Origin of the sequence: Enterobacter cloacae complex sp. GF14B, from assembly GCF_004136805.1 — a bacterium.
In the GTDB taxonomy this organism is placed as follows: Bacteria; Pseudomonadota; Gammaproteobacteria; order Enterobacterales; family Enterobacteriaceae; genus Enterobacter; species Enterobacter hormaechei_C.
On the sequence record NZ_QFRV01000106.1, the window covers coordinates 1 to 11,652 of the forward strand.

An 11,652-nucleotide genomic window follows, 5' to 3' on the forward strand; every position below is an offset into this window, starting at 1 on the left:
GCTTCGCTGGTGGCGGCAGCCGTGGTGATGCTGCTTGGCACCCTGGTGTTTGAGCAACAGATTGTCCGCCCGGTGGAAAACGTCGCACGGCAGGCGCTCAGGGTCGCTACCGGAGAGCGTAACAGCGTGCAGCATCTTGACCGCAGCGATGAACTGGGGCTAACGCTGCGGGCCGTCGGACAGCTGGGGCTGATGTGCCGCTGGTTGATCAACGACGTCTCCAGCCAGGTGATGAGCGTGCGCGACGGTAGCGACAGGCTGGCGCAGGGCAATGAAGATCTCAACGACCGCACGCGCCAGACCGTGGCTAACGTTCAGCAGACCGTGGCAACAATGAACCAGATGGCGGCGTCGGTGCAGAGTAACTCTGAGACCGCAGCCGAAGTCGACAAGCTGTCGATGGCCGCCAGCAGCGCGGCCACGCAGGGGGGCACCGCGATGCAGACCGTGGTGAAAACCATGGATGACATTGCCGACAGTACCCAGCGCATTGGCTCTATTACCTCGCTTATCAATGACATTGCCTTCCAGACCAATATTCTGGCGCTGAACGCCGCGGTTGAGGCGGCACGCGCGGGCGAGCAGGGGAAAGGCTTTGCGGTGGTGGCGGGCGAAGTGCGTCATCTTGCCAGCCGCAGCGCGAATGCAGCTAACGATATTCGTAAGCTGATCGACGCCAGCGCCAGCAAAGTGCAGTCGGGCGCCGATCAGGTCCACGCCGCGGGACGTACCATGGATGATATTGTCGAGCAGGTGAAAAACGTCACGCAGCTTATCGCGCAGATCAGCCACGCCACCTCAGAGCAGGCGACAGGCCTGACAGAGCTGACCCGTGCCGTGGCAGAGCTGGACAGCATTACGCAGAAAAATGCTGACCTGGTCGAAGAGAGCGCGCAGATTTCCGCGATGGTTAAGCACCGGGCCGGACGTCTTGAAGATGCGGTTACCGTGCTGCATTAAGAAATGCATGCTTCGATAAAGCCGTTTATTCCTCCGGGGTAAACGGCTTTTTTGTTTTTCAGAATAAGTTATGTTGTTAATGAAATATTAAGTAACTAAAAAAAGCACCCGTTTTTTAATTGCTACGCCCCGGATTTATTGAAAGTGGGAAATAAAAAAACGATCAAAGTCATAAAGTTAGAGAGTTTCCTGTCGATAACAGCGATCGTCTGAGAAATAATCACATCGATGGGGTAAATATGTTCATACATGACGTAAAGATCGGCACGAAATTATTTCTGGCGTTTGGATTATTTATTGTCCTGATGGTCGTCAGCGCAAGCTTGTCTCTGATGAGCCTGAATCGGGCAAACAATGGAATGCAAACCATCCTTACCAGCGATTATCCAACGACGGTAAAAGCGAACCAGTTAATCGACAACTTCCAGGAATTTATCAGCACGCAGCAGCTCATGCTGCTGGACGAACAGGGGACGTACACGGCGCAATCAGAGCAGCGTCTGAAGGCGATCAGCGAGCGCATCGCCGCAATCCTGAGCGAGCTGGACAACGCTCTCAAGGATAAAAAATCCCAACAGGTGCTGGCCGATATCCACGGCGTGCGCCAGCAATATCTTGACTCGCGCTACCGCATTTTGCAGGCCGTGCAGAATAACGACCGTGCGGGCGCGATAAACGAAATGATGACCAACACCCTGAACCTGCAACAGTCCTATAAAGCGAAAGTGCAGGCGTTGATTGCGATCCAGGACCATGAAATGCAGAGTGCGGGCGAGCAGGTGGAAGGTGATTTCCGCACCAATCGTCTCCTGCTGATCCTGATTACGCTTTTCAGCGTCGCGGCAGCCAGCCTGACTGGCTGGTTCATTGTGCGATCCATTACCCGCCCGCTGAACGACGCGGTGAATTTTGCGGAGGCCATTGCCGATGGCGATCTCACCGGCAGCATTACCTCGCACGGTAAAGATGAAACCGGACTGCTACTCACCGCACTGATGGAGATGAAAACGCGCCTGCTGGAGATTGTGCAGCAGGTGCAAACCGGATCGGAAAACATCTCCAGCGCCGCCGCGCAGATTGTCGCGGGCAACCAGGATCTGGCTGCCCGCACGGAGGAGCAGGCCAGTTCCGTTGAACAGACGGCCGCGTCGATGGAGCAGATCACCGCTACGGTGAAGAATACCGCGTCCCACACCGGAGAAGCGACGAACCTGTCTGCCGATGCGGCTGCCGTGGTCAAAAACAACGGCGAGATGATGAAGCAGGTCACCAGCAAGATGCGCCTGATCAACGAAACATCGAACAGGATGTCCGACATTATCGACCTGATCGACGCCATTGCCTTCCAGACTAATATTCTGGCGCTGAACGCGGCGGTCGAAGCGGCGCGCGCGGGTGAGCATGGTCGCGGCTTTGCGGTGGTGGCGGGTGAGGTACGTCAGCTCGCGCAGAAAAGTGCAACATCCGCAAGTGAGATCCGCCAGCTGATTGAAAGCTCCACAAGCCAGACGCAGGACGGCATGAACCTTGTGGAGAAGGCCAGCGGGCTTATCAACGGCATGGTCGGCAACGTGGAAGAGATGGACGTCATCCTGCGTGAGATTCGCCAGGCCAGCCACGAACAGACGGAAGGCATCTCGCAGATCAACAGCGCGATTGGCCTGATAGACGCCACCACCCAGCAGAACTCCGCGCTGGTGGAGGAGTCCGTTGCGGCGGCGGCATCCCTTAACGAACAGGCGATGCACCTGAAAGAGCTGGTCCGCGTGTTCCGCGTGAGCGACGGCGTGCTGGCTTAATCCAGCTGGGAGATCTCCAGTGCCGCGCGGTCAATCACGCCGATAATCTGTTTTAACTGCGCGTCGCTGAGCTCTCCCTGATTAACCTTCAGATCCAGAACCGCTTTGAAGTTATCCAGCGCCCGCTTCATCTGCGGGTTTTTGCGCAGCTGGAAACCGACGGAGCGCGCCTTGATACGCGTCTGGATCTGCTCCAGCTGTTCCCGGTTATCTTCCAGCCACTGTTCTCCGGCGGCGTTAATCGCAATCCGCTTACGGCCGTTCTCTTCTTCGGTAATGGTGATAAGCGACTGATCCTGCAAGTAATCCAGCGTCGGATAGATCACGCCAGGGCTTGGCGTGTAATGTCCCTGCGTCAGGTTCTCGATCTCTTTGATCAGCTCATAACCATGGCTCGCGTTGCGGGTCAGGATATCCAGGATCACCAGCCGCAGATCGCCATGACCAAAAAATCGTGGCCGGCGTCCGCCGCCGTCGTGTTCGTGTCGCATGTTTCTTCCTCAATTTGATATATCTAAACTATATCTAAGATATATTCAGATGCAATCTAAAAAATCTTGATTTCTGAGTTAATAGCAATCATTATCATTAAAAATTCATTCCGATATATCGTATTCACCTGAGAAGGGCATCAACATGGCATCTACCCGTTACCCTCAACGTGTCCGCAATGACCTGCGTTTTCGTGAGCTGAACGTGATGCGCACTGAGCGAGTCAGTGCAGGATTTCAGCGCATTGTGCTAGGCGGCGAGGCGCTGGAGGGCTTTAGCTCTCGCGGCTTTGACGACCATACCAAAGTCTTTTTCCCGGCACCGGGCACCACTTTCGTGCCGCCTGTGGTGACTGATGAAGGCATCGACTGGGGCGACGGCGTGCGTCCGCAAGCGCGTGACTATACCCCGCTGTACGATGACGAAAAACATGAGCTGGCGCTCGATTTCTTCGTTCATGATGGTGGCATTGCCAGCAACTGGGCGGCAGAGGCGAAGGTGGGCGACAAGCTGACCATCGGCGGTCCGCGTGGTTCGCTGGTGGTGCCGGAAGATTACGCCTGGCAGCTGTACGTGTGCGACGAGTCGGGCATGCCCGCGCTGCGCCGCCGTTTAGAAAGCATCGCAAAACTGCCTGTTCGCCCGGCGATCCACGCCATCGTCACCGTGGGCGATGCGACGTACCAGGACTATCTGGCGCACCTGAGCGGGTTCAACATCACCTGGGTTATCGGCCACAACGAGCAGGCGGTGGCCGACCATCTTGCCGCGCTGGCCGTGCCGGAAGAGGATTACTTTATCTGGCTGACCGGAGAGGGGAAAGTGGTAAAACGCCTGAGCCGTCAGTTTGAAACCGACGCAATTGACCCACAGCTGGTGCGTGCCAGCGCGTACTGGCACGCCAAATAATCAGGCAGCGGGATCCAGCTGCGCTTCGCTCACCTGATGTTCGAGCGAGGCGCATACCTCTTTCAGCGCTTTCTCCTGCTGGGCAAAGTAGGCTTCCATATTGCTGAGCGACGAGACGAGCAGCCAGGACTCTTCTTTCTCCAGCTCTGCCAGCTCGTTCACCAGGGTGTCGATTTGCTCACGCACCTGCGCCATCTTTTTACGAATACGTTCCAGGTCGTTCAGCCTGTCGCTCGCCATCATCGGTTCAAACCCTTGTTGCAGACGGGCGACCAGCAAGCGAATGGCCTTCACGTCGCCGCGCTGTTTGGCCTGGTTGAGTTGCACCATCATCCTGTTGGCTTCTTCTTTTAAATCATCGGCAACCAGATCCGGGTGGCATAACTTGCTCGCCTGACGCCAGAGCCGCTTCAGCTCGTTCCGATCCTCTTCAGAGAGATCCTTGCCTTTACGCAGGCGAACTTCGGCATCATGATGCTGTTCGCGATACTTCTTGTACTCTTCGTTGGCCTCATCGCGCGCCTGACGTGCTGGCTCTTCTTCACGCGTTAAACCGGTCTCCAGCTCCATCGCTTCGGCCAGCAGGTTGGCAATCAGATTACTTTGCTGCTGAAGATGCTTGCGCGCCTCTGCCGCCTGAACGGAATCCGCAGGCAGATCTCGCCAGCGCCGGGTGAGCGTTGTCAGAACCTCTACGGCCTGCGCCATATAGCCCTGGCAGCGGCGGTAATCCTCTTCCCGACGACGCGTCTCCGCCTGCTGACGACGCAGGTTAAGCTCCGCCAGCGTTTTACGCAGGGCGAGGATCTGCTGCATCAGCGGCCCGAGGCGGGAGAAATAGAGATCGTTGAACTCATCAAGCTGCTGTACCCGGGCGTTACGACGATCAATCAGATCGCGCAGACGCTCTTCCAGGGCTTTTAGCTCCAGCTTGCTGGCCGCCAGCTGCGGGTCACGCCACGGGGTAACGGCGCGCTGGCTTTGCAGCCAGGTGGTGATAGCGCGAAGGGCTGCGGTGTAGTTTTTCTGCTCAAGCGCCGCGACGATGGACAGGAGTTCATCGTCAAAGGCTTCCTCTTTGAGACGTTTCAACTGGCTCCGGATGATGTCGTCATCTTCCAGCTCAATGGCATTTTTAATGATTTCTAGCCGTTTGATCGGTGTGCTCATGATGCCTTTCGCTCTGGCGCTTAAGTATTTGAGTTAAGGTTAGTTGTTGTAAAAGCTACAGGAAATAATACACACGGATGATGATCGGCGCGATGGGGGATTTCTTTAGTTTTTAGGGTTTGTGAGGGGAAGCGGCAGGCCGGGCTACGTGTGGTGGATTACTTACAAAAAAGACACTCAATCGAGTGGCTTAACTGGATGATTCTAAAGCTAAAATTTGGTGGCCCCTGCTGGACTTGAACCAGCGACCAAGCGATTATGAGTCGCCTGCTCTAACCACTGAGCTAAGGGGCCGTGGCGGTGAATTATAAAGTAACTCCCCTCAGCAATCCAGCCATTCACACCTGCCTGCTGTTTTTATAAACAACGCATAATCAATCCTTTATACTTATCTTAAGATGCATAGACAGGAGTAGAGATGATCAACGATATTCTGGCCCCTGGCCTGCGGGTGGTGTTCTGCGGTATTAATCCGGGCAAGTCATCGGCGCACACCGGTTTTCACTTTGCTCATCCGGGAAATCGCTTCTGGAAGGTGATCCACCAGGCCGGATTTACCGACAAACAGCTTAAGCCGGAAGAAGAGCAGCAGCTGCTGGATACGCGCTGTGGCATCACCATGCTGGTCGAGCGACCCACGGTGCAGGCGAGCGAAGTGAATCTGCATGAGCTGCGCGCTGGCGGGCGTGAGCTGATCGCGAAAATTGAAGACTATCAGCCCGCGGCGCTGGCGATCCTCGGCAAGCAGGCCTACGAGCAGGCGTTCAGCCAGCGCGGTGTGAAGTGGGGTAAGCAGAACATTACCATTGGCGTAACGCAGGTTTGGGTGTTGCCGAACCCCAGCGGGCTGAACAGGGCGACGCTGGACAAGCTGGTGGAGGCGTATCGGGAACTTGATGAGGCGCTTGTGGTGAGGGGGCTTTAGCTCCTCTGCGGCCTGATGCCCTCACCCTGACCCTCTCCCACAGGGAGAGGGAATAAACAAAAAAAAGCTCCCGATTGGGAGCTTTTTCATTTCAGGACCGATTAATCGTCCAGGAAGCTACGCAGCACTTCAGAGCGGCTCGGATGGCGCAGTTTACGCAGCGCCTTCGCTTCGATCTGACGGATACGTTCGCGGGTCACGTCAAACTGTTTACCCACTTCTTCCAGCGTGTGGTCGGTGTTCATGTCGATACCGAAACGCATACGCAGCACTTTGGCTTCACGGGCGGTCAGGCCAGCCAGCACGTCGTGCGTAGCGGCACGCAGGCTCTCGGTGGTGGCAGAGTCCAGCGGCAGCTCGAGGGTGGTATCCTCGATGAAATCACCCAGATGCGAATCTTCATCATCACCGATTGGCGTTTCCATGGAGATTGGCTCTTTAGCGATTTTCAGCACTTTACGGATCTTGTCTTCCGGCATCAGCATGCGTTCAGCCAGCTCTTCCGGCGTCGGCTCGCGGCCCATCTCCTGCAACATCTGGCGAGAGATACGGTTGAGTTTGTTGATGGTCTCAATCATATGCACCGGAATACGGATGGTGCGCGCCTGGTCTGCGATAGAGCGGGTGATCGCCTGACGGATCCACCAGGTAGCATAGGTGGAGAACTTGTAACCACGACGGTATTCAAACTTATCTACCGCTTTCATCAGACCGATGTTGCCTTCCTGAATCAGATCCAGGAATTGCAGGCCACGGTTGGTATATTTCTTGGCGATAGAGATAACCAGACGTAAGTTCGCTTCAACCATCTCTTTCTTCGCACGGCGGGCTTTCGCTTCACCGATGGACATACGACGGTTGATGTCTTTCACCTGCTCGATGGTCAGGCCGGTCTCTTCTTCAATCTGATGCAGTTTTTGCAGGCCGCGCTGTACGTCTTCTTTCACGTCGTGCAGCTTTTCAGACCACGGCTTGTTCATCGCGATAGCGGCGTTGAACCAGGTTTCGCTGGTTTCGTTGCCGGTGAAGAGGGTGATGAAGTTCTTCTTCGGCATTTTGCACTGTTCAACGCACAGCTTCATGATGATACGTTCCTGGGTACGTACGCGATCCATCATCACGCGCATGCTGTTCACCAGGTAGTCGAACTGTTTTGGCACCAGGCGGAACTGTTTGAACACTTCAGACAGCTTCAGGATCTCTTCCTGAGCGGCGGCATGGCTGCGGCCTTTCGCTTTGATGGTGTCACGCGTCACTTCGTACTGGGTACGCAGCTCGGCAAATTTCTCACGCGCCAGTTCAGGGTCGATGCTGTTGTCGTCATCGCTGCTGTCGTCGTCTTCTTCTTCATCTTCGTCTTCGTCGTCATCCATCTCTTCCTGAGACAGCTCAGAACCGACGTGAGTGGCGGTTGGCGCCATATCTTCTTCAGCGTTCGGGTCGACAAAGCCAGTGATCAGATCGGACAGACGCGCTTCTTCTGCTTCAACGCGATCGTACTGCTCCAGCAGATAGGTGATCGCTTCCGGGTATTCGGCAACAGAGCACTGAACCTGGTTGATCCCGTCTTCGATGCGTTTTGCGATGTCAATTTCGCCTTCGCGGGTCAACAGTTCAACGGTACCCATTTCGCGCATGTACATGCGGACCGGGTCAGTGGTACGCCCGATTTCAGATTCCACGCTGGACAGTACCTGTGCAGCAGCTTCTTCCGCATCTTCGTCAGTGTTGTTGGAGGTTTCAGCCAGCAACAGATCATCGGCATCCGGTGCTTCTTCCATCACCTGAATGCCCATGTCATTGATCATTTGGATGATATCTTCGATCTGATCTGAATCGACGATATCTTCCGGCAGATGGTCATTGACCTCGGCATAGGTCAGATAGCCTTGCTCCTTACCGCGTTGGACAAGAAGTTTCAGCTGTGACTGCGGGTTTTGCTCCATAAGACGGTATCCACACTTAATTCGTTTGATTGGTGTCGGCGATGGGCTGCCAACCTTTAAAGCGAGGGCGTACTTATATTTTTGCCGCTGCCTCTCAGTGCGGCTGCCGGGGGCTTCCCGATCGATATTCGGCACTTAAGCCGTTAAATTTTTTATTTCTTCGCCAGTTCCTGGTTAATCATCCAGAGCTCCCGGCGTTCTTCGCTGCTTAGGCCATGGGTGCGCTCGCGAGCTATCAACTCTTCCTGGCGCAACTCAAGCATCGAATCAAACATATGGTTGAGTGAGTCGGTGAACGTTTTTTCTGCGATATCCTTATCTGCTATATCGTCCCACATCGACAGTTTTTCAAGGGTAGCGGCCTCTTTTGTGCCGCGATAATGCTCTAAAAGTTGTCCGGTGGTCAGACCTGGCTGAGACAAACAAGTGTTGACCAATTCTGAAAATAAGCCAAGCCCGGGCAATTTTTCGTGGTTCAAACCCGCCAGCGACGGCACTTGCGGAGCAAGTTCGGGGTTTTGTACCAGCAACCCTATCAGTATACGCATGGTTGTGCGTTTTAGCTGAGGCGCGGGGCGTACCGTGCCGTTTTCAGCCTGTTTCGGCATTAAACGTTCAAGCTGGCTGTCATCCAGAATGCCGAGCTTGTTGCCTAACTCCTGACGCAGATAGATGCGCAGCGTTTCGCCGGGCACCTGGCTGATTAACGGCAGCGCCAGCGTGCTGAGCTGCGCGCGCCCGTCAGGGGTACTCAAATCAACCTGCGGCATCAGGCTGTTAAACAGAAACGTGGAGAGCGGCTGAGCCTGCTCCATCCGCGCTTCAAACGCCGCTTTGCCCTCTTTACGCACCAGCGTATCCGGGTCTTCACCGTCGGGCAGGAACATAAAGCGTAACTGACGCCCGTCGGTCATATACGGCAACGCGGTTTCCAGCGCTCGCCAGGCGGCGTCGCGTCCTGCGCGGTCACCGTCGTAACAGCAAATCACGTTGTTGGTGACGCGGAACAGCAGCTGGATATGGTCCGCCGTGGTGGACGTTCCCAGCGACGCAACGGCATAGTTAATGTCGTACTGCGCCAGCGCAACAACATCCATATAGCCTTCGACGACCAGAAGACGCGGAGGTTCCGCATTATCCTGCTGTGCCTCATAAAGACCGTAAAGCTGGCGGCCCTTATGGAAAATATCGGTTTCCGGGGAGTTAAGGTATTTCGGCAGGGCATCACCCAGCACGCGACCACCAAAACCTATCACCCGGCCACGCTTGTCGCGGATCGGGAACATCACCCGTTCACGGAAGCGGTCGTAGCTTCGTCCCTGGTCGTTGGTGACCAGCATGCCTGCGTCGATGAGGGATTTACGATCTTCGCTATTGCCGCCAAAACGCTTTAACACGTTGTCCCAGCCGGGCGGGGCGTAACCAATAGCGAAACGCGCAATCACATCGTCACTCAGTCCGCGCTTGTTCAGATACTGACGCGCAGGCTCAGCCGCAGAGTGCTTAAGAGACTGTTGGTAAAACGAATTCAGGCCATCCATCAGTTGGTACAGCGTTTGCCGCTGATGGCGCTCGATCTGACTTGGCCCACTGCCCGCTTCATACGGCACTTCAAGGTTATGCATCGCCGCCAGCTCTTCGACGGTTTCAACGAACTCGAGCTTGTCGTAGTTCATCAAAAAATCAACGGCATTACCGTGTGCGCCACAGCCGAAGCAATGGTAGAACTGCTTTTCACCGTTTACGGTGAAAGAGGGGGTTTTTTCGTTATGGAACGGACAGCACGCATGGTAGTTCTTGCCCTGCTTTTTTAGCTTCACCCGCGCGTCGATGAGATCGACGATGTCGGTTCTGGCAAGCAGGTCATTGATGAAAACGCGTGGGATTCTTCCGGCCATATGCCCCAAAAATTTAAGCGACTTATAAACGAAAACAAGCCGCGCATTCCTTCCGGAAGCACGGCCTTACGACTACAACTCTGTCTGTCAATTGAGGGCTGTGGCCCTCAACAGATTAGTACAGACGAGTACGGCGTGCGTTTTCGCGAGCCAGTTTCTTCGCGTGACGTTTCACAGCGGAAGCTTTAGCGCGCTTACGTTCGGTCGTTGGTTTTTCATAAAACTCACGACGACGAACTTCAGCCAGAACACCTGCTTTCTCGCATGAACGTTTGAAGCGACGCAGTGCTACGTCGAACGGCTCGTTTTCACGTACTTTAATTACCGGCATGTAACTCTCACCTTTAATAAATTCGGTTTGCCGCTGGCATCAACGCCAGCTTATTTCAAAATGGTGCGGAATTTTACTGCAAATGCTGCTGCTTTGTAAAGCACCGATGCGATTTTGAAAGGGACTTTAATAAGGGTGAGGAGTATACACGAGGCTTCTTCCTGGGGCGAACAAAGTTTTACAACAATCCGCCCAGGCTCTACACTGCGCGGTATTGAAACGAGGTAAAACAAGTCATGCGTGTACTGGGTATTGAAACATCCTGCGATGAAACCGGCATCGCGATTTACGACGACGAAAAAGGGCTTCTGGCCAACCAACTGTATAGTCAGGTGAAATTGCACGCTGACTACGGCGGCGTCGTGCCTGAACTGGCCTCTCGTGACCACGTGCGTAAAACGGTTCCCCTGATCCAGGCGGCGCTGAAAGAGGCCGGGTTGAGTGCAAAAGATATTGATGCCGTGGCCTATACCGCAGGACCGGGCCTGGTCGGCGCGCTGCTAGTCGGCGCAACGGTAGGGCGTTCACTGGCCTTCGCGTGGGATGTTCCGGCCATTCCGGTTCACCATATGGAAGGGCACCTTCTGGCGCCGATGCTGGAAGACAATCCGCCAGCGTTCCCGTTTGTGGCGCTGCTGGTTTCCGGTGGTCATACCCAACTGATCAGCGTAACGGGTATTGGCAAGTATGAGCTGCTGGGCGAGTCAATTGACGATGCAGCCGGTGAAGCCTTCGACAAAACCGCCAAGCTGCTGGGGCTGGATTACCCGGGCGGCCCGATGCTCTCGAAAATGGCCGCACAGGGCACGGAAGGGCGCTTTGTCTTCCCACGGCCGATGACTGATCGTCCGGGGCTGGATTTCAGCTTCTCCGGTTTGAAAACCTTCGCGGCGAACACCATCCGCAATAACGACGACAGCGAGCAGACGCGTGCCGACATCGCTCGTGCGTTCGAAGATGCGGTGGTGGATACGCTGATGATCAAGTGCAAACGCGCGCTGGATCAGACCGGCTTTAAGCGCCTGGTGATGGCAGGCGGCGTGAGCGCCAACCGTACGCTGCGCGCGAAGCTTGCAGAGATGATGCAAAAGCGTCGTGGGGAAGTGTTCTACGCGCGTCCTGAATTTTGTACCGATAACGGGGCGATGATCGCCTACGCCGGGATGGTGCGCCTGAACGCTGGCGCAACGGCTGACCTGAGCGTGTCCGTGCGTCCGCGCTG

The 11,652-nt window shown here is 55.3% G+C and carries 9 protein-coding genes, 1 tRNA gene and 1 pseudogene; 5 read left to right on the forward strand and 6 right to left on the reverse strand.

Features of this window, described 5'->3' with window-relative positions:
- Together DD606_RS22240 and DD606_RS22245 are read left to right on the forward strand one after the other, a co-directional pair.
- Positions 1–960: methyl-accepting chemotaxis protein (locus DD606_RS22240; protein ID WP_129259145.1), on the forward strand; the 960-nt coding region annotated here is incomplete at its 5' end.
- Between the two features lie 239 nt (positions 961–1,199).
- On the forward strand, positions 1,200–2,759 hold the full coding sequence (locus DD606_RS22245; protein WP_022651882.1) for a methyl-accepting chemotaxis protein: 1,560 nt from the start codon (positions 1,200–1,202) through the stop codon (positions 2,757–2,759).
- Here DD606_RS22245 and DD606_RS22250 read toward each other — a convergent pair.
- On the reverse strand, positions 2,756–3,250 hold the full coding sequence (locus DD606_RS22250; RefSeq protein ID WP_058663159.1) for a PadR family transcriptional regulator: 495 nt from the start codon (positions 3,248–3,250) through the stop codon (positions 2,756–2,758). The two genes, DD606_RS22245 and DD606_RS22250, sit on opposite strands and share 4 nt — an antisense overlap.
- 145 nt (positions 3,251–3,395) lie before the next feature.
- Between DD606_RS22250 and DD606_RS22255 the strand changes: the two genes are divergently transcribed.
- On the forward strand, positions 3,396–4,160 hold the full coding sequence (locus DD606_RS22255; protein ID WP_058674788.1) for a siderophore-interacting protein: 765 nt from the start codon (positions 3,396–3,398) through the stop codon (positions 4,158–4,160).
- Here DD606_RS22255 and DD606_RS22260 read toward each other — a convergent pair whose 3' ends face one another.
- Positions 4,161–5,330, reverse strand: a complete 1,170-nt coding sequence (locus DD606_RS22260) for a DNA repair protein (protein WP_109949028.1) — start codon at positions 5,328–5,330, stop codon at positions 4,161–4,163.
- Positions 5,331–5,548: 218 nt separating this feature from the next.
- A tRNA-Ile gene (locus DD606_RS22265) sits at positions 5,549–5,624 on the reverse strand.
- Between the two features lie 124 nt (positions 5,625–5,748).
- Between DD606_RS22265 and mug the strand changes: the two genes are divergently transcribed.
- Entirely contained in the window at positions 5,749–6,255 is a 507-nt protein-coding gene (mug, locus tag DD606_RS22270) for a G/U mismatch-specific DNA glycosylase (RefSeq protein WP_032607936.1), read from the forward strand.
- Between the two features lie 101 nt (positions 6,256–6,356).
- Here the strand turns inward: mug and rpoD are convergent, their stop codons facing one another.
- From rpoD to rpsU, 3 genes and pseudogenes are all read right to left on the reverse strand, one after another.
- The gene (gene rpoD / locus DD606_RS22275; protein ID WP_006812010.1) at positions 6,357–8,201 is read right to left on the reverse strand and encodes an RNA polymerase sigma factor RpoD; all 1,845 of its coding nucleotides are present in this window, start codon (positions 8,199–8,201) and stop codon (positions 6,357–6,359) included.
- A 94-nt stretch (positions 8,202–8,295) separates the two neighbouring features.
- Positions 8,296–10,099, reverse strand: a pseudogene (gene dnaG, locus DD606_RS22280) (DNA primase).
- A gap of 115 nt (positions 10,100–10,214) precedes the next feature.
- Positions 10,215–10,430, reverse strand: coding sequence for a 30S ribosomal protein S21 (gene rpsU / locus DD606_RS22285; RefSeq protein WP_001144069.1), 216 nt, complete (start codon positions 10,428–10,430; stop codon positions 10,215–10,217).
- A 236-nt stretch (positions 10,431–10,666) separates the two neighbouring features.
- Between rpsU and tsaD the strand changes: the two genes are divergently transcribed.
- On the forward strand, positions 10,667–11,652 hold a 986-nt coding region (gene tsaD / locus DD606_RS22290; protein WP_129259147.1), incomplete at its 3' end, for a tRNA (adenosine(37)-N6)-threonylcarbamoyltransferase complex transferase subunit TsaD.

What these genes read in the sequence shown, in the direction of transcription:
- DD606_RS22245 (WP_022651882.1), top strand. Translation starts at nt 1,200, where the DNA reads ATGTTCATACATGACGTAAAGATCGGCACGAAATTATTTCTGGCGTTT.
- mug (WP_032607936.1), top strand. Translation starts at nt 5,749, where the DNA reads ATGATCAACGATATTCTGGCCCCTGGCCTGCGGGTGGTGTTCTGCGGT.
- DD606_RS22250 (WP_058663159.1), bottom strand. Translation starts at nt 3,250, where the DNA reads ATGCGACACGAACACGACGGCGGCGGACGCCGGCCACGATTTTTTGGT.
- DD606_RS22255 (WP_058674788.1), top strand. Translation starts at nt 3,396, where the DNA reads ATGGCATCTACCCGTTACCCTCAACGTGTCCGCAATGACCTGCGTTTT.
- DD606_RS22260 (WP_109949028.1), bottom strand. Translation starts at nt 5,330, where the DNA reads ATGAGCACACCGATCAAACGGCTAGAAATCATTAAAAATGCCATTGAG.
- rpsU (WP_001144069.1), bottom strand. Translation starts at nt 10,430, where the DNA reads ATGCCGGTAATTAAAGTACGTGAAAACGAGCCGTTCGACGTAGCACTG.
- rpoD (WP_006812010.1), bottom strand. Translation starts at nt 8,201, where the DNA reads ATGGAGCAAAACCCGCAGTCACAGCTGAAACTTCTTGTCCAACGCGGT.